Origin of the sequence: Corallococcus sp. CA047B (assembly GCF_003612065.1) — a bacterium.
Classification (GTDB): domain Bacteria; phylum Myxococcota; class Myxococcia; order Myxococcales; family Myxococcaceae; genus Corallococcus; species Corallococcus praedator.
The window spans coordinates 1-16166 of sequence record NZ_RAWD01000229.1; the positions used below are offsets into that span (position 1 = coordinate 1).

Annotated in this window: 14 protein-coding genes; all 14 read left to right on the forward strand. The window is 71.0% G+C overall.

What is annotated here, in order from left to right; genetic code table 11:
* The coding region (gene infB / locus D7X74_RS28815; protein ID WP_120536214.1) for a translation initiation factor IF-2 at window positions 1-2636 on the forward strand (2636 nt) is incomplete at its 5' end.
* Between the two features lie 122 nt (window positions 2637-2758).
* Complete coding sequence (locus tag D7X74_RS28820; protein WP_120536225.1) at window positions 2759-3358, forward strand: DUF503 domain-containing protein; 600 nt, start codon at window positions 2759-2761, stop codon at window positions 3356-3358.
* Window positions 3355-3714, forward strand: a complete 360-nt coding sequence (rbfA, locus tag D7X74_RS28825; RefSeq protein ID WP_120536215.1) for a 30S ribosome-binding factor RbfA — start codon at window positions 3355-3357, stop codon at window positions 3712-3714. The genes D7X74_RS28820 and rbfA overlap by 4 nt, the downstream gene beginning before the upstream one ends.
* Window positions 3715-3723: 9 nt before the next feature.
* Window positions 3724-4587, forward strand: coding sequence for a tRNA pseudouridine(55) synthase TruB (gene truB, locus D7X74_RS28830; protein WP_120536216.1), 864 nt, complete (start codon window positions 3724-3726; stop codon window positions 4585-4587).
* A 27-nt stretch (window positions 4588-4614) separates the two neighbouring features.
* On the forward strand, window positions 4615-4917 hold the full coding sequence (locus tag D7X74_RS28835) for a hypothetical protein (RefSeq protein WP_233602300.1): 303 nt from the start codon (window positions 4615-4617) through the stop codon (window positions 4915-4917).
* Window positions 4918-5042: 125 nt separating this feature from the next.
* On the forward strand, window positions 5043-5312 hold the full coding sequence (gene rpsO, locus D7X74_RS28840; protein ID WP_120536218.1) for a 30S ribosomal protein S15: 270 nt from the start codon (window positions 5043-5045) through the stop codon (window positions 5310-5312).
* Window positions 5313-5754: 442 nt separating this feature from the next.
* Window positions 5755-7908: a polyribonucleotide nucleotidyltransferase gene (pnp, locus tag D7X74_RS28845; protein ID WP_120536219.1), complete on the forward strand. Its 2154-nt coding sequence runs from the start codon at window positions 5755-5757 to the stop codon at window positions 7906-7908.
* A gap of 189 nt (window positions 7909-8097) precedes the next feature.
* Entirely contained in the window at window positions 8098-8907 is an 810-nt protein-coding gene (locus D7X74_RS28850; protein ID WP_120536226.1) for a hypothetical protein, read from the forward strand.
* A gap of 10 nt (window positions 8908-8917) precedes the next feature.
* The gene (locus D7X74_RS28855) at window positions 8918-9928 is read left to right on the forward strand and encodes a M23 family metallopeptidase (protein WP_120536220.1); all 1011 of its coding nucleotides are present in this window, start codon (window positions 8918-8920) and stop codon (window positions 9926-9928) included.
* Window positions 9929-10018: 90 nt separating this feature from the next.
* Entirely contained in the window at window positions 10019-10474 is a 456-nt protein-coding gene (dut, locus tag D7X74_RS28860) for a dUTP diphosphatase (RefSeq protein ID WP_120536221.1), read from the forward strand.
* 112 nt (window positions 10475-10586) lie between these two features.
* Window positions 10587-13619 carry an SUMF1/EgtB/PvdO family nonheme iron enzyme gene (locus tag D7X74_RS28865; protein WP_120536222.1) on the forward strand — a complete coding sequence of 1011 codons (3033 nt, stop codon included), beginning with the start codon at window positions 10587-10589 and terminating at the stop codon, window positions 13617-13619.
* The gene (locus tag D7X74_RS28870) at window positions 13616-14575 is read left to right on the forward strand and encodes an ABC transporter substrate-binding protein (RefSeq protein WP_120536223.1); all 960 of its coding nucleotides are present in this window, start codon (window positions 13616-13618) and stop codon (window positions 14573-14575) included. Before D7X74_RS28865 ends, D7X74_RS28870 begins: the two co-directional genes overlap by 4 nt.
* Window positions 14572-15885 (forward strand): adenylosuccinate lyase, encoded by a 1314-nt coding sequence (gene purB / locus D7X74_RS28875; protein ID WP_120536224.1) that lies wholly within the window; start codon window positions 14572-14574, stop codon window positions 15883-15885. The genes D7X74_RS28870 and purB overlap by 4 nt, the downstream gene beginning before the upstream one ends.
* A 37-nt stretch (window positions 15886-15922) precedes the next feature.
* Window positions 15923-16166, forward strand: a 244-nt coding sequence (locus D7X74_RS28880; RefSeq protein ID WP_233602301.1) for a helix-turn-helix domain-containing protein, incomplete at its 3' end; no start/stop codon positions are given.

Below are 16166 nucleotides of genomic sequence, written 5' to 3' on the forward strand. Positions count from 1 at the left end.
CCACTCCGCCGACCGCGGCCGTGGTGGAGACGCCGCGGGCCGCCGCGCCGACCCAGGCTCCGGCGACACCGCGCACCACCGCTCAGGAGAGCACCCACTTGCCCAACCCCCCTACGCGCTCGCCGGTCCCGCCCACCGCACGGACGCCTTCCACGTCGACGTCCGCGACGGTCATCTCCCGTGGTCCCGGTTACGTGCAGCGTCCGGGTTCGACGGGTGGGCGCCCTGGTGGTCCTCCGGGCAGCCGTCCGGGTGGCCCCGGTGGACCGGGCGGTCGTCCGGGAGGCCCTGGTGGGCCGGGCAGCCGTCCTGGCGCGCCCATGCAGGGTCGCCCGGGTGGGCCGCCGATGCAGAGCCGTCCGGGAGCGCCCATGCAGGCGCGTCCGGGCCAGACGGGTCCGGTGCGTCCGTCCTCGCCGCCTCCGGGCGCCGCGGGGGCCCCCGTGCAGCCCAGCGGTCCGACCATCATGGTGGGCGGCGTGCCGCACGCCCAGGTCGCGCCCACGCCGGGCGCCCAGGCGCGCCCCACGGCCACCCAGGCCGTGGTCATCTCGCGCCCGCTCATCCAGGTCCGCCGCGTCACGCCGACCACGACCCAGGCCAAGCAGTACCCCATGGCCCCGGGCCGCACGGCGCTCGGCACCGAGAAGCGCGAGTACAAGGTCGTCCCGGATCACCTGGGTCGCGGCCGCGAGCTGGTGGACGTCTCCAAGAACAAGGAGCGTGGCCAGCGCAAGCGCACGGGTCCTGAGACGACCAGCGTGTCGAAGCAGGAACTGTCCGACATGGTCTGGGGCCGGATCGCGATTCCGATCCGCGGCAAGAAGCGCAAGCCGACCAAGAAGGGCGCCAAGACGCAGATCACCCAGATGGCCGAGGACAAGAAGGTCATCAAGCTCCAGGAGGGCATCAGCGTGTCCGACCTGGGCCAGCGCATGGGTGTGCGCACCACGGAGCTCATCAAGAAGCTGATGGCCATGCAGAAGATGGCCACCGCGAACTTCATCCTGGACGCGGACACCGCGGAGCTCATCGCCACCGACTACCACTGGAAGGTGGAGCGCGTGGGCTTCGAGGTGGAGGACTACCTGCCGGAGGTCGCGACCAAGGCGGAGGACGAGCGTCCCCGTCCGCCGGTCGTCACCATCATGGGTCACGTCGACCACGGCAAGACGTCCCTGCTGGACGCCATCCGCCAGGCCAGCGTGGCCGCGGGCGAGGCGGGCGGCATCACCCAGCACATCGGCGCGTACAGCGTCACGACGGCGCGCGGCGACGTCACGTTCCTGGACACGCCGGGTCACGAGGCCTTCACGTCCATGCGCGCCCGTGGCGCCAACGTGACGGACATCGTGGTGCTCGTGGTGGCCGCGGACGACGGCGTGATGCCCCAGACCATCGAGGCCATCAAGCACGCGAAGCTGGCCGAAGTGCCCATCGTCGTCGCCATCAACAAGGTCGACGTGCCGGGCGCGAACCTGGACCGTGTGAAGAAGGACCTGGCCAGCCACGAACTGGTCCCGGAAGAGTGGGGCGGCGACACCATCATGGTGCCCGTCTCCGCGAAGACGAAGCAGAACCTGGACCTCCTCCTGGAGAACCTGGCGCTGCAGGCGGAGGTGTTGGAGCTGACGGCCAACCCCACCCGTCCGTCCGTGGGCGCCATCGTGGAAGCGAAGCTGGAGCGTGGCCGCGGTCCCGTGGCCACGGTGCTGGTGCAGGAGGGCACGCTCAAGCTGGGCGACGCCATCGTCACCGGCACGCACTACGGCCGCGTCCGCGCCATGAACAACAGCCGTGGCGAGTCCGTGAAGGAAGTGAAGCCGGGCTACTGCGCGGAGGTCGTCGGTCTGTCCGGCGTGCCCACCGCGGGTGACGCCATCAACGTGGTGGCGGACGAGAAGGCGGCCAAGCAGATCGCCGACCACCGCGGCATGAAGGAGCGTCAGTCGGAGCTCAGCAAGGTCAGCCGCGAGTCCCTGGAGCAGCTGTTCGCCAAGACGAAGGCGGGCGGTGGTCCCAAGGAGCTGCGCGTCGTCATCAAGGCGGACGTGCAGGGCTCCGCGGAGGCGGTGCGCCAGGCGGTGGAGAAGCTCACCACGCACAAGGTGCGGGTGGTCATCATCGACGCGGGCGTGGGCGCCGTCACCGAGACGGACGTCATGCGCGCCGCTGCTTCCAAGGGCGTCGTGCTCGGCTTCAACGTGAAGCCGGAGTCCGGTGCCGAGGCCGCAGCCAAGGCCCAGCAGGTCACGCTGCAGAGCTACTCCATCATCTACGAGCTCATCGACGGTGTGCGCCTGGAGATGGAGAACCTCCTGGAGCCCATCCGCACCGAGCGCAAGCTGGGCCGTGCGGAAGTGCGCAACACCTTCAACGTGCCGAAGCTGGGCACCATCGCCGGTGCGGCCGTCCTGGACGGTGTCATCAAGCGCGGCTCGTTCGTGCGCCTGATGCGCGAGAACAAGCAGCTCTTCTCCGGCAAGATGGCGTCGCTCCGTCGCTTCAAGGACGACGTCAAGGAGGTCGCGCAGGGCTTCGAGTGCGGTATCGGCATCGAGAACTTCAACGACCTCAAGGCCGGCGACATCATCGAGGCCTACGAGATCGAGGAGACCCGGCAGAGCCTCTCCTGAGCCCCGCGGGACACACTCGACGGACCCCCGGGAAGGCCCCACCTTCTCCGGGGGAATGACGATGTGCCGGCGGTTGGCGTGCGGGGTTGATGCAGCGCGCCATCGCCGGCCTGGGGGACCTTATGTTCGTGGGTGTCGCACGCCTCACCCTCCAGATTCCGGAGAGCGCCTCGCTGAAGTCCAAGCGGCAGGTGCTCCGCCGGGTGACGGACCGGGTGAAGGCCCGCTTCAACGTGGCCGTCGCGGAAGTGGACGACCAGGACCTCTGGCAGAAGGCGTCGGTGGCACTGGCGGTGGTGGGCAACGAGCACCGCCACGTGGATGAGCAACTGGAGAAGATCATCCACTTCATCGAGGAGATGTACGTCGCGCCGCTGATGGCCCGGGAGACGGAGATCCTCGCCTTCGGCGATCAGCTCCATCCGGACAGCGGCGCGAGGATGTTCCGGCCTCCGGCGAGGATGCCGGAAGCGGACCTGGACGCCGAGGCGGGGCTGTCACCCGAGGCTGCGCACGCGCACTCGGAGGCGGCCATCGCGCGCTTCCTGCGCAGCGACCGGTCGCTGGCGGAGGCCGAAGGGCTGGGCTCCTGGGAGCAGCGGCATGAAGGCGCGGCCCCGGGGGCTTCCCGGCCTGCCGCCGAAGGTGGAAATCTGACGCTGGACGACGCGAGGGCAAAGGCCCGCGCGCTGCGCAACCCGCGAGATTGGGAGAAGAAATGACGACGCATTCACGACCCGAGCGCGTGGGGCAGGAAATCCAGGCGGCCATTGGCGCCCTGCTGACGCGGGGGGAGCTGCGCGACCCGCGCATCGGCTTCATCACCATCACGGGCGTGAAGGTGTCGCCCGACCTGCGCGTGGCGAAGGTCTTCTATTCGATGCTCGGCACCGACGAGGAGAAGAAGGCCACCCAGGAGGGGCTGGACGCGGCCAAGGGCTTCGTGCGCCGCGAGGTGACGTCCGCCGTCAAGCTGCGCGTGTCACCGGAGGTCTTCTTCGCCTTCGACGCCTCCGTGGGAGAGGGCGACAAGATCGACCGCCTCCTGCGGGAGGTGCGCGGCAAGGAAGGTTGGTAGAACCCGGTCATGGACGGCGTCCTCGTCATCGACAAGCCGCTCGGTCCCACGTCGTTCGACGTGGTCCGCCAGGTGCGCAGCCTGCTGAAGGTGAAGAAGGCGGGTCACACGGGCACGCTCGACCCGATGGCCACCGGCGTGCTGCCGGTGTGCCTGGGGGAGGCCACCAAGGTGGCCGGCTACATCACCGAGGGCGACAAGGCCTACGACGCGGTGGTGCGGCTGGGCGTGGAGACGGACACCCAGGACGCCCAGGGGAAGGCAACTTCGCAGTCGCCGGTGCCGCCCCTGACGGCCGCGGTGCTGGAGGCGGTGCTCGCGCCCTTCCGGGGCACCTTTGAACAGGTGCCGCCCATGTACTCGGCGGTGAAGATCGCCGGCAAGCGGCTGTACGAACTGGCGCGCGCGGGCGAAGAGGTGGAGCGCGCCAGCCGCACCGTGACGGTGCACGAATTGGTGCTGCGCGACTTCTCCGCGGACCGGCTGACGCTGTCGGTGCGCTGCTCGAAGGGCTTCTACGTGCGCACGCTCGCCTACGACATTGGCCGCGCGCTGGGCTGCGGGGCGCACCTGGAGGCCCTGCGGCGCACCGCGAGTGGCCCGTTCACCCTGGCGCGCGCGCTGCCCCTGGGCGACCTGGCGTCGCTGTCGCGGGAGACCGTGGCCGGGCGGCTGGTGTCGCTGGGCGACGCGCTGACGGAGCTGCCCCTGGTGCGGGTGGGCGCGGAGGACGCGAAGCGGGTGTCGCACGGCGTCCCCGTGGAGGTGTCCCCCCTGCCGGGCAAGGTGCGCGTGCTGGGCCCGGACGGCGCGCTGCTCGCCATGGCCGAGGTGGTGGGCGGGCGGCTGCGCTACCTGCGGGTCTTCGTCTGAGTGGCCACGCGCTCTCATGACATCGCCGTGAGCGTCGCTCCGGGCCTGCGCGGTGCCTTCGACGGCCGGCGCGAGCTGACGCTGGGCGTACCGGCGGCGGCGGGCATTGGCGACGTGGTGGAGGCCCTGCTGCGGCTGTACCCGCGCACCCGCGCGCTGCTGGCGGGCGACGGTGGGGAACCCGGTGGCCTGTACCTGCACGTGGCCCTGGACGCGGCGTCCGCGCGGGAGCTGGAGACGGGGGAGGCGGGACTTCCGACGGGCTGCCGGTTGTACGTCTTCGCACTCTCCAGGCCGCCGAGGGGCGGACGGGCAGCCGGCGAAGGTTGACCCTACGGGGGGTGAAGCTTATAAGCGGCCCGCTCGTTAGAAGAACAATGGCCGGGTCTGTACCCCTCCGCGGACCCAGGCGGCACGAGCGATCATCCCGGAGTGGGATTCAGGAAGAAGCCCCCATGTCGCTGCATCAGGATCGCAAGAGCGAGCTGGTCTCGAAGTTCCGCACCCACGAGTCCGACACGGGCTCCCCCGAGGTGCAGGTGGCGCTGCTGTCCGAGCGCATCAACATGCTCACCGAGCACTTCAAGACCCACAAGAAGGACCACCACTCCCGGCGCGGTCTGCTGAAGCTGGTCGGTCAGCGCCGCCGTCTGCTGGACTACCTCAAGTCCAAGGACGTGGCGCGCTACAAGAAGCTCATCGAGAGCCTCGGCATCCGCAAGTAGGCACTCGCAAGCACCCGGGGCGCTGGCAGACACCAGCGCCCCGCGCGTTTGTGCGGCAAGGTTTTTCCATCGCCCGGTGTTCCATGCTCCGGGCGGTGGGTTGTTGGAAGTGTTTCAAGAAGCGCGGGCGTGGGTGAGGTGGCGGGCAAGGGCGTGGTGGAGACGGGCTCTTTTGGTTTCCGTTCAGACCGGCCGACCTGAAGTCCATGGGTGGGCGGGTGTGATCAGGGATCAAGAGGTCCGAGCCATCCCTCCGGCGCTCCGCAACGGAGCCCATTTCCGCAGTACAGGCAGCGGTGGTCTGGCACGTGCCTGCTTCAAGGCCCTGGCGACCGCTCATTCCCTAGAGGGCCCCTGTCCGGGCGGCCCGGCCCCGCTCATGCGGGCCGGCCGTGGCTGACGCGGGTCCTCGCACGCGAAGCAGGCACAGAGGCCACACGACATGTTGAAGAAGAGCGTCAAGATTGGTGAGAGCGAGCTGAGCATCGAGACGGGCCGTCTGGCCAAGCAGGCCGATGGCGCCGTGGTGGTCCGCTACGGCGACACCATGCTGCTCGTCACCGCGGTGAGCGCGCGCGAGAAGAAGGACATCGACTTCCTGCCCCTCACGGTGGAGTACCAGGAGAAGCTGTACTCGGCGGGCCGCATCCCGGGCAGCTTCTTCAAGCGCGAGGGCCGGCTGACGGAGAAGGAGACGCTGACGAGCCGTCTGATCGACCGCTCCTGCCGTCCGCTGTTCCCGGAAGGCTACGCGTACGAGACGCAGGTCATCATCAGCGTCATCTCCTCGGACCCGGACAACGAGGGCGACATCCACGGTCTCACCGGCGCCTCCGCGGCGCTGTGGGTGTCGGACATCCCGTTCAACGGCCCCATCGCGGGCGTTCGCGTGGGCCGCGTGGGTGGCCAGTTCGTCGCCAACCCCACCGCGAAGCAGCGTGAGCAGAGCGACCTGGACCTCGTCATGGCGGTGAGCCGCGAGGCCATCGTGATGGTGGAGGGTGGCGCGGAGGAGGTCAGCGAGGCGGACATGGTGGCCGCGCTGGAGTTCGGCCGCACCGCGGCCAAGCCCGCCCTGGACCTCCAGGACGAGATGCGCGCGGAGCTGAAGAAGCAGGTGCGCTCCTACGACAAGCCGGCCGCCATCGACGAGGGGCTGCGCACCCAGGTGCGCGCCCTGGCCATGGACGGCGTCAAGGCCGGCTACGCCATCAAGGAGAAGGGCGCGCGCTACGAGGCGCTCTCCAAGGCCAAGAAGGCGGCCGTGGCGGCCCTCAAGGAGAAGCTGGGCGCGGAGTTCACGCCCGTGGTGGAGAAGCACGCCAAGCAGGTCATCGAGGACCTGAAGTACGACCACATGCGTGAGCTCACCGTGAATGGTGGCCGCATCGGTGACCGTGGCCACGACGTGGTGCGCACCATCACCAACGAAGTGGGCGTGCTGCCCCGCGCGCACGGCAGCGCGGTGTTCACCCGTGGCGAGACGCAGGCGCTCGTGGTGGCCACGCTGGGCACCAGCGAGGACGAGCAGCGGCTGGAGCTGTTGAGCGGCCAGGCCTTCAAGCGCTTCCTGCTGCACTACAACTTCCCGCCCTTCAGCGTGAACGAGACCAAGCCCCTGCGCGGCCCCGGCCGGCGTGAGATTGGCCACGGCGCGCTGGCGGAGCGCGCGCTGCGCAACATGCTGCCGGCGGGCGAGAACTTCCCGTACACGGTGCGGCTGGTGTCGGAGATCCTCGAGTCCAACGGCTCCTCGTCCATGGCCTCCGTGTGCGGTGGCACGCTGGCGCTGATGGACGCGGGCGTCCCCATCAAGGCGCCGGTGGCCGGCATCGCCATGGGCCTCGTGAAGGAAGGCGAGAAGATCGCCATCCTCTCCGACATCCTCGGTGACGAGGATCACCTGGGCGACATGGACTTCAAGGTCTGCGGCACGTCCAAGGGCATCACGTCCATCCAGATGGACATCAAGATCACCGGCCTCACCACGGAGATCATGAGCCGCGCGCTGGAGCAGGCGCGTCAGGGCCGCGTGCACATCCTGGCGGAGATGGCGAAGACGCTGGACGCTCCCCGCAAGGAGATCAGCCAGTTCGCGCCGCGCATCACCACCATCCAGATCCGTCCCGAGTTCATCAAGAACGTCATCGGGCCGGGCGGCAAGGTGATCAAGGACATCATCGCGCGCACGGGCGCGGCCATCAACATCGAGGACACGGGCCGCGTGGACATCGCGAGCGCGAACGGCGAGGCCGTGAAGGCCGCCATCGCGATGATCCAGGCGCTCACGCGTGAGGCGGAGATCGGGAAGATCTACACGGGCACGGTCCGGAAGATCGCCGAGTTCGGCGCCTTCGTGGAGCTGTTCCCGGGCACCGACGGCCTCATCCACATCTCCGAGCTGTCCGACAAGCGCGTCAAGGCGGTCTCGGACGTGCTGAGCGAGGGCGACGAGGTGCTGGTGAAGGTCGTCAGCATCGACAAGACGGGCAAGATCCGCCTGTCCCGCAAGGAGGCCATGGCCGAGCGCACCGCCGCGCAGACGCCTCCTCCGGCCGCGGCCGCCCCGGCGCCCACGCCCGACGCGAAGGCCTGATTCAGGCTGGAGCCTTCGCGCGACGGCCGCTCCCATGACGGAGCGGCCGCCTTCGTGGAAGGCTCCACCCGGACGCCCCGTTCCTTTCGCCTCCGGGCGAAGGGGCGGGGCGTTTTCGTTGCGGGGGGCGGTGGTTTAAACCCTCCGAGGGGTTTCCCGCGTTGATGGGGGATGGCCCTGGAGGCGTGCATGCCGTCCCATCCGTCCAGCCCTTCCGCCCCGTCGAGCGGCTTCTTCACGGACGTGTCCCGCTTCCTGGGCGCGTTCCGTTGGGCGTTCATGCCGCTGGGCCTGCTGGCGCTGGTGGCGGTGGGCGTGCACGCGGCGGCGGACACGCTGGATGACCGGCTGCTCACGGCGGTGGACCGCCTGGATTCGGCGTTCGACGCGTTCGTGGGCCGGTATCCGGCGACGGCGTCCCTGGTGGACTGGGTGTCCCTGGAGCAGCGCACCCGGCTGGCGCGGGCCCTGGCCCTGGGGTGGGAACTGGCGGCGGACCTGCTGCTGGCGCTGCCCGCGCTGGGCTACCGCGAGGTGGCGGCGCCCAAAGCGGTGGAGGCGTGGCGCTCGATGCTGGAGGCGTCGGAGCCTTCGGCGTCGGGGCCTGTCTCGTGGCGGGTGTTGCTCCAGCGCTGTCTGCGGCGGCCCACGCCGATGCGGTGGGTGCGGCCCCTGGCCACGGCGGGCGTGGTGCTGGCGGGGGCGTGCACGGTGGCGCGGCTGGTCCAGGGCACGGTGTACCTGTCGTGGCGACCGCTGTTCGGTGACACCGCGGCGGACCTGTCAGCGAGGGGCCTGGCGGTGGTGGCGCTGGTGGGCGTGAGCGTGTCCCTGGGGTGGCGCGCGGTGCTGCGCAACCTCCAGCACGCGGACGAGGCCTGTGAGGCGGTGGGCCCGCGACGGGCGTGGACGCGCGGCCTGCTGGGCTGCGTGCTGGTAGCGCCCCTGGGGCTGGCCGCGGTGTGGGACGCGTCTCCGGTGCTGTCCTTCCTGCGCTGAGGGCCCTGGCATGTTCGCTCGACGCGCCCGGGGACTGCTGGACTTCACCTTCGCGCTCCTGTGCGTGTGGTGCGCGTACCACCACACGCCCGCGGGGGCGCTGCTGCGGCGCATGGGGGCCTGGGCCTTCAACACGCGCACCACGGCCCGGCCGCTGCTGGCGTACTACGACGGCGTGAGCGGCACGTCGGTGCCCACGCCGGGCGCGCTGCCTCCGTCCATGCTCACGCGGGTGCCCACGAGCGCGGAGGCGCTGGCGTGGGGGACGCACTCGGCGCTCAAGGGCCTGGAGCCGAAGGCGCGCGAGCCCGCGCTGGCGCTGGCTCGCGAGGCGGGCATCGCGCCGGAGACGCTGTTGGATCCAGCGAAGGGGCTCGCGGCGACGCGGCGCCTGCTGGACTCGCTGGCAAAGGACTTTCCTTCGGAGGAGGCGCGGCTGACGGCGGTGTTCGCGGGGCGGGTGCCGGCGCGCTTCGCGATGGAGCGGGTGGATGCGGAGGGTGGGGCGCCCACGCTGGAGCGGCTGGCGAAGCAGCTTCCTCCGGGCTTCGACGGCTCGTCCGTGGGGGCCGCGCAGGCGCTGGCGCTGTCGACGGCGCTGATGCTCGGGTGGCCGGTGTCGGAGACCGCGATGGTGACGAGTCCGTTCGGCTACCGCGTCCACCCCACGCTGCGCACGCGCCGGATGCACACGGGCGTGGACCTGTCGGTGCGCACGGGCACCACGGTGTCCGCGGTGGCGGCGGGCGTGGTGCGCCGCGCGAGCGAGGACTCCGTGAATGGCCGCGTGCTGGTGCTGGACCACGGGCGGGGCGTGACGACGGCGTACTGCCACAACTCAGAACTGCTGGTGAAGGCGGGCACGCGCGTGGAGAAGGGGCAGGCCATCGCGCTGTCGGGCAACACCGGCCGCTCCACCGGGCCCCACCTGCACTACCAGTTGGAGCTGGCCGCGCGTCCCGTGGACCCGTTCGGGTTCCGCACCGCGCTGCGCGTGGCGGACGGCGCGACCGAGCTCTGACGGCGCGGGCCTCCTGCGCGCACCGGAGGACCCGTGACGTTGGATGGGCCCCTGGAAGGGGGCGGGGGGCGCGTGCTAGGGCGTGGGCGCATGGCCTCCACGCTGACCGTCTCCGTGCGCCGGGTGCGCTCGCATCCGGACCCGCTGCCCCTGCCCCGCTACGAGACGGAGCAGGCCGCCGGCATGGATTTGCGGGCCGACATCGATGGGGAGCGGGTGCTTCAGCCCCTGGAGCGGATGGCGGTGCCCACGGGGCTGGCGTTCGCGCTCCCTCCGGGCTTCGAGGGCCAGGTGCGGCCCCGCTCCGGGCTGGCGCTGCGCCACGGGGTGACATGCCTCAACTCTCCTGGGACGGTGGACGCGGACTACCGGGGGGAGGTCCAGGTGCTGCTCGTCAACCTTTCCAATGCCCCCTTCACGCTGCGTCGGGGGGACCGGGTGGCCCAACTGGTGGTGGCCCCCGTCACCCTGGCGGCACTCCACGAGGTGGACGTGTTGGAGGGGACTTCCCGGGGTGACGGCGGTTTCGGGTCCACGGGTCGCTGACGCCCGGCGCGCAACGTCGTTCCTCAATGGCTCGGGAGCGGGCAGAATGGAGCCCCCGGCCGTCCGCCGGGAGGTCGCCCCCCCCGCGACCTCGTTCCGGAGTTTCACTGCTTTGCTCTGCTATCGCTGCGGCAGCCATGTCCCCGACACGAGTGAAACCTGTGCCACGTGTGGCCAGAAGTTCGACGCGGCCGCGCGTCAGGCGGCGGGGGCGGCGCGCAAACGGGGGGCCGAGGGCGCGCCGTACAAGCCGGGCGACGTCGTCGCCAACCGCTACGCCATCCAGGAAGTGGTCGGCTCCGGGCCGCTGGGGTTCGTCTTCCGCGCGCAGGACCAGGCCATCGACGTGGAGGTGGCGCTGAAGGTCATCCAGCCGCGGCTGGTGCAGCAGCCCGAGGAGCGCACGCAGTTCGCGCTGTCCCTGCGGGTGGGCAAGAAGCTCAACCACCCCAACCTGGTGCGCGTGTACGAGGAGGGCGTTGACGGGGACCGGCCCTGGTTCGCGATGCAGCTGCTGGAGGGCATCACGCTGCGCCGGATGATGGAGCAGCGCGCGTCGAAGGGGCAGTTGTTCTCGCTGAAGGAAGTGGAGCCGCTGCTGGCGCAGATGGCGGCGGCGCTGGACGGGGCGCACCGCTTCGGGCCGCACTCGAACCTGAAGCCGGAGAACGTCTTCGTCCTTCCGGACCTGTTGAAGGTGACGGACTACGGGCTGGGGCTCGCGGTGCCGCACCTGCCCTTCGTGCAGGCGCAGCGGGGGCACCGTGCGGCAGCGTACATCGCGCCGGAGTACGTGAATGGCGCGGAGCTGGACACGCGCATGGACGTGTACTCGCTGGGCGTGTTGATGGGGGAGATGGTCACCGGCCTGTTGCCGGAGGACGGCGGCGTGCCGGAGGTGACGGTGCGGCACCCGGACCTGCCGCCCGCGTTCGAGTCCCTCTACCGGCGCGCGCTCAACCAGAACCCGCTGGCGCGTCCGAAGTCGGGTGGAGACCTGCACGCGGAGTTCGCGGCGCTGGTGCAGCGTCACCCGGCCGCCGCGTCCCGGCAGCGCGCGGTGCCGCCCACGGGCGCGCTTCCCGCCGCCGCCGTGGCCGCGCGGGCCGCGAACAAGCCGCTGCCGCCGGTGCCCACCGGCATGTTGCCCATCGCCACCGCCCCCACGCCGGCCGCACCCGTGCCGGCGGAGGAGGAGGCGCCCCCGCCGGATGCGACCCAGCCGCTGGATGCGGCGACGCTGGCGGCCATCCTGGGGTCGAACGCGAAGGCGCTCGACTACATCACCGGGCCCGAGGCGCGCTCGGTGTCGGATGCATCGACGATGCAGGAGATGCGAGCCGTGCCGGAGCGTCCCACGGGGCGCGGCGGTGGGCGTGGCGCGGACGCGGGTGCCTCGCAGGAGCCGAGGCTGCTGGGACAGGCGCCGGATGCGGCGACGCAGCAGGAGCCTCGTGCGGCGGCTCGTGCGGGCGACGGTGCGGTGGCTTCCGACGCGCGTGCTCCGGCGGCGAAGGCCGCCGAGCCGGTGATGCGCATCTTCGCGAAGGCGGAGGAGCCCTCGTTTCCGGCGGATCCCCGCGCGGCGTCCCGTTCCGCTGAGTCCGGTGCGGACGCGCGGCAGGGCAACCGGAGCGCGGAGGAGGGTCGGCAGGCGGGCCGCAACAGCGATGCCTCCGCCGTGGACTCACGGCGTGGCGGTGAGGCTTCGTCCGGTGATGCACGGCAGGGCGGACGTGGCACGGACTCCGGCCAGGACGCGCGCTCGGGTGGCCGCAACGGTGAGGCTTCGTCGGGCGGACGTGGCACGGACTTGGGTCAGGACGCGCGCTCGGGCGGCCGCAATGGTGAGGCTTCGTCCGGTGGTCGCAGCACGGACTCCGGCCAGGACGCGCGCTCGGGTGGCCGCAACGGTGAGGCTTCGTCGGGCGGCTCGGGCGGGCGCAGCGGAGAGGCTTCGTCGGGCGGTCGCGGCACGGACTCCGGCCAGGACGCGCGCTCAGGTGGTCGTAACGGCGAGGCGTCATCCGGTGACGCGCGCTCGGGTGGCCGTGGCACGGACGGAGGCGACGGACGCCAGGGCGGCCGGAGCTCCGACGACGATGAGTCCTCCGAATCCCGCTCGTCGGGTCGGGGCGGTCGCAACCCTCGGAGCACGGGAGCCGCACGCGGTGCGGAGGCCGCCGCTCCTCGCGGTTCCTCGCGCGCCTCCGCGGCGCAGGGGGCGGGCCGTTCCACCAACGCGCAGGCAGAGGGCTCCACGGGCGGACGCTCCCGCAAGGCCGAACCGGCGGGAGGCCGCGGCACGTCGCGCAATCTGCCGCCCTCGGTCTCCGGCCTGCACACGATGCCCTCCACGCGCGCCACGCAGCCGAAGCCGGCCCGTTCAGGTCCGAGCTCGATGATGTGGATGGTGATCCTCGCGGTGATGGGAATCGTGCTGGGCGCGGGCGGCGGCTATGTCTGGCTGCGCATCCGTCAGGCCCAGGCCGCGAAGAACGCGCACGTTCCCGCCACGCCCGGCGCTTCCGCGGGCGCTCCGGGCGGCCTCATGGCCGCGGGGCAGTGTCCCCCCGGCATGAAGCTGGTGAGCGGGGGCAACTTCAAGCGGGGCTCCACCAGGGAAGACCGGCAGTCGTCCGGCTCCAGTGACGAACTCCCCATCGAAAGCGTCATGGTGAACTCGTTCTGCGTGGACGAGTACGAGTTCCCCAACAAGCGGGGCCGCCTGCCGAGGGTCTCGGTGAGCCTGCTCGATGCGAAGTCCCTCTGCGAGGGCGTCAGCAAGCGGCTGTGCTCGGAGGATGAGTGGGAGAAGGCCTGCAAGGGCCCGGGCAACGCGCGCTACTCACGCGGCGAGGACAACCCTTCTGCCTGCAACACCGGCACGTCCGCGGGCACGCTCGCGCAGTCCGGTGCCTTCCCGTCCTGCCAGCACTCCGAATTCCTGCCGTCGGACATGTCGGGCAACGCGGCGGAGTGGACCGACACCCAATTCAAGAAGGGCGGTTCCGACATGACCATCAAGGGCGGCTCCTTCATGGGGGCCAGCGACACGTCCCGGTGCGCCGCGCGCAAGCAGGGCGCACCGAAGCTGACGGCCCCGGACGTGGGCTTCCGCTGCTGCGCGAACGTGCTGCCATGAGCTGGCTCCGGGGCCTCCTGCTCCTGCCGCTCCTGCTGCCCGCCGTCGTCCTCGCGCAGGCCCCGCAGCGCAGTCCGGCCCGGCCCCGCGTGGTCGCGGTGAAGTCCGCGAGCCTCGCGCCGTACGCCTCCTTCCTCGCCGGCTTCAGCTCGGAGGCTCGCGCCGACGTCACCGAGGTGACGCTGGAGGAGAGCCCCACGGAGGCCGCGCGCGTCTTCAAGTCGCTGGCCGCGCAGAAGCCCGCGCTGGTGCTGGCCCTGGGCCCGCTGGCCGCCAACGCCGCGCGGCGCTCGCTGGGCGATGACGTGCCCGTGCTGTTCGCGATGGTGCCGTACCACGAGAAGTACGGCCTGGAGGCGCCGCACGTCACCGGCATCGCGCTCACCAGCGACTTCGGACCGGAGCTGGCCGCGCTCAAGGCCCTGGCTCCCGCGGCGAAGCGCGTGGGCATCCTGCACGACCCGCGCTCCTCGGCGGGCTCGGTGACGCAGGCGCGCTCCGCGGGCTCCGGGCTGGGACTCAGCATCGTCCCGCTGGCCGTGGAGTCGCAGGAGCGCGTGGGCGAGGTGCTGGAGGGCGCCGTCGGGAAGGTGGACGGCCTCTTGATGGTTGCGGACAAGACCGTGGGCAACGCGTCCGTCGTCCAGGCGCTCATCGCCTTCAGTGCCGCCCGCCGCATCCCGCTGGTGGCGCTCACGGCCAGCCAGGTGAAGGAGGGCGCGACGCTGGCCCTCTCGCCGGCCCCGCTGGCGCTCGGACAGCAGGCGGGGAGGCTGGCCAACCGCATCATCCACGAGAGGGTCGATCCCGGTGCGCTGGCGGTGGCGCGGCCTGAAGGCCTGGACCTCTCGTTCAACCTCACCGCCGCGAAGAAGTCAGGTCCGTCCTGTGACGTCGCGCTGGAAGTGCTCCGGTTCGCGGCGCGCCGGGACTTTGCCGTGAAGGTCTACGAGTGATTCCAAGATACAGCCGTCAGGAGATGGCCTCCCTCTGGTCCGACGTCGCCCGCTATCGCCGCTGGCGCGACGTGGAGCTCGCCGCGCTGGAGGGCATGGTCGCGCAGGGGCTGGCCCCGAAAGAAGCGCTGGCGGACTGCCTGGCCCGCGCCGGTGACTTCTCCGCCGAGGACGCCGCGCGCATCGACGAAATCGAGCGCACCACCAAGCACGACGTCATCGCGTTCCTCACCTTCGTGGAGGAGCGCGTGGGGCCCAGCGCGCGCTGGCTGCACCTGGGCATGACGTCCTCGGACGTGCTGGACACGTCGCTGGGGCTCACCCTGCGCGACGCGGTGGACCTCATCCTCAAGGGCATGGACCGCGTGATGGCCGCGGTGGAGAAGCGCGCCTTCGAGCACAAGCACACGCTGCAGATGGGCCGCAGCCACGGCATCCACGCGGAGCCCATCACCTTCGGGCACAAGCTGGCCATCTGGTACGACGAGCTGCGCCGGGGCCGCACGCGCCTGGAGCACGCGCGCGACACCATCGCGGTGGGGAAGATCTCCGGCGCGGTGGGCACGTTCGCGCACCTGCCGCCCGCGGTGGAGGAGCACGTCTGCCAGAAGCTGGGCCTGAAGCCCGCGCCCGCCTCCAGCCAGGTGGTGCAGCGGGACCGGCACGCGGAGTTCTTCACCGCGCTCGCGCTCGTCGGCTCCAGCCTGGAGAAGTTCGCCGTGGAAATCCGCCACCTCCAGCGCACGGAGGTGCGTGAGGTGGAGGAGGCCTTCACGCCGGGCCAGAAGGGCTCCAGCGCGATGCCACACAAGCGCAACCCCATCCTGTCGGAGAACCTCACCGGCCTCGCGCGCCTGCTGCGCGGCTACGCGGTGAGCGCGATGGAGGACGTGGCGCTGTGGCACGAGCGGGACATCTCGCACTCGTCCGTGGAGCGCGTCATCGGGCCGGACGCCACGGGGCTCTTGGACTTCATGCTCCACCGCTTCGCCGGGCTGGTGGAGAACATGCGCGTCTACCCGGAGCAGATGCAGAAGAACCTGGACCTGCTGGGCGGTGTGGTGAACTCGCAGCGGCTGCTCTTGGAGCTGGCGCGCAAGGGCATGGACCGGCAGGCCGCGTACGTCGTCGTCCAGCGCAACGCGATGAAGATGTTCGAGGAGGGCGTGGACTTCCGGCAGGCGCTGCTCGCGGACGCGGACCTGCTCAAGATGATGACGCCCGAGGAGATTTCGGACTGCTTCTCCCCGGGCTACCACACGCGTCAGATGGACGCGGTGTTCCAGCGCGTGTTCGGCCGCGCAAGCTAAGTAGGTCGCCGGAAGTTCCGAGACAAATGCCGGTCGCATGCGCATTTTCTGGACCATGCGACCGGCGAGGAGCCCCGCCGAACTGGGGCTGACAGCAGAGGACAGGCGGAAGCTGGAGCATGCGCTGCGAAGCGTGCGCGACGCTCGCCACTTCCGTCGGCTACTGGCCGTGAGACTCCTCGCAGAGGGCAAAGGCCCGGGCGAGGCTGCGCATCTGGCAGCCCTGAGTCGGCCAGCCGTCTACTTCTGGCTGGAGCGCTATCTGGCGCAGCGTACCCCCG

What these genes read in the sequence shown, in the direction of transcription:
- D7X74_RS28870 (WP_120536223.1), top strand. Translation starts at nt 13,616, where the DNA reads ATGAGCTGGCTCCGGGGCCTCCTGCTCCTGCCGCTCCTGCTGCCCGCC.
- rpsO (WP_120536218.1), top strand. Translation starts at nt 5,043, where the DNA reads ATGTCGCTGCATCAGGATCGCAAGAGCGAGCTGGTCTCGAAGTTCCGC.
- truB (WP_120536216.1), top strand. Translation starts at nt 3,724, where the DNA reads ATGGACGGCGTCCTCGTCATCGACAAGCCGCTCGGTCCCACGTCGTTC.
- D7X74_RS28855 (WP_120536220.1), top strand. Translation starts at nt 8,918, where the DNA reads ATGTTCGCTCGACGCGCCCGGGGACTGCTGGACTTCACCTTCGCGCTC.
- pnp (WP_120536219.1), top strand. Translation starts at nt 5,755, where the DNA reads ATGTTGAAGAAGAGCGTCAAGATTGGTGAGAGCGAGCTGAGCATCGAG.
- D7X74_RS28850 (WP_120536226.1), top strand. Translation starts at nt 8,098, where the DNA reads ATGCCGTCCCATCCGTCCAGCCCTTCCGCCCCGTCGAGCGGCTTCTTC.
- dut (WP_120536221.1), top strand. Translation starts at nt 10,019, where the DNA reads ATGGCCTCCACGCTGACCGTCTCCGTGCGCCGGGTGCGCTCGCATCCG.
- D7X74_RS28820 (WP_120536225.1), top strand. Translation starts at nt 2,759, where the DNA reads ATGTTCGTGGGTGTCGCACGCCTCACCCTCCAGATTCCGGAGAGCGCC.
- rbfA (WP_120536215.1), top strand. Translation starts at nt 3,355, where the DNA reads ATGACGACGCATTCACGACCCGAGCGCGTGGGGCAGGAAATCCAGGCG.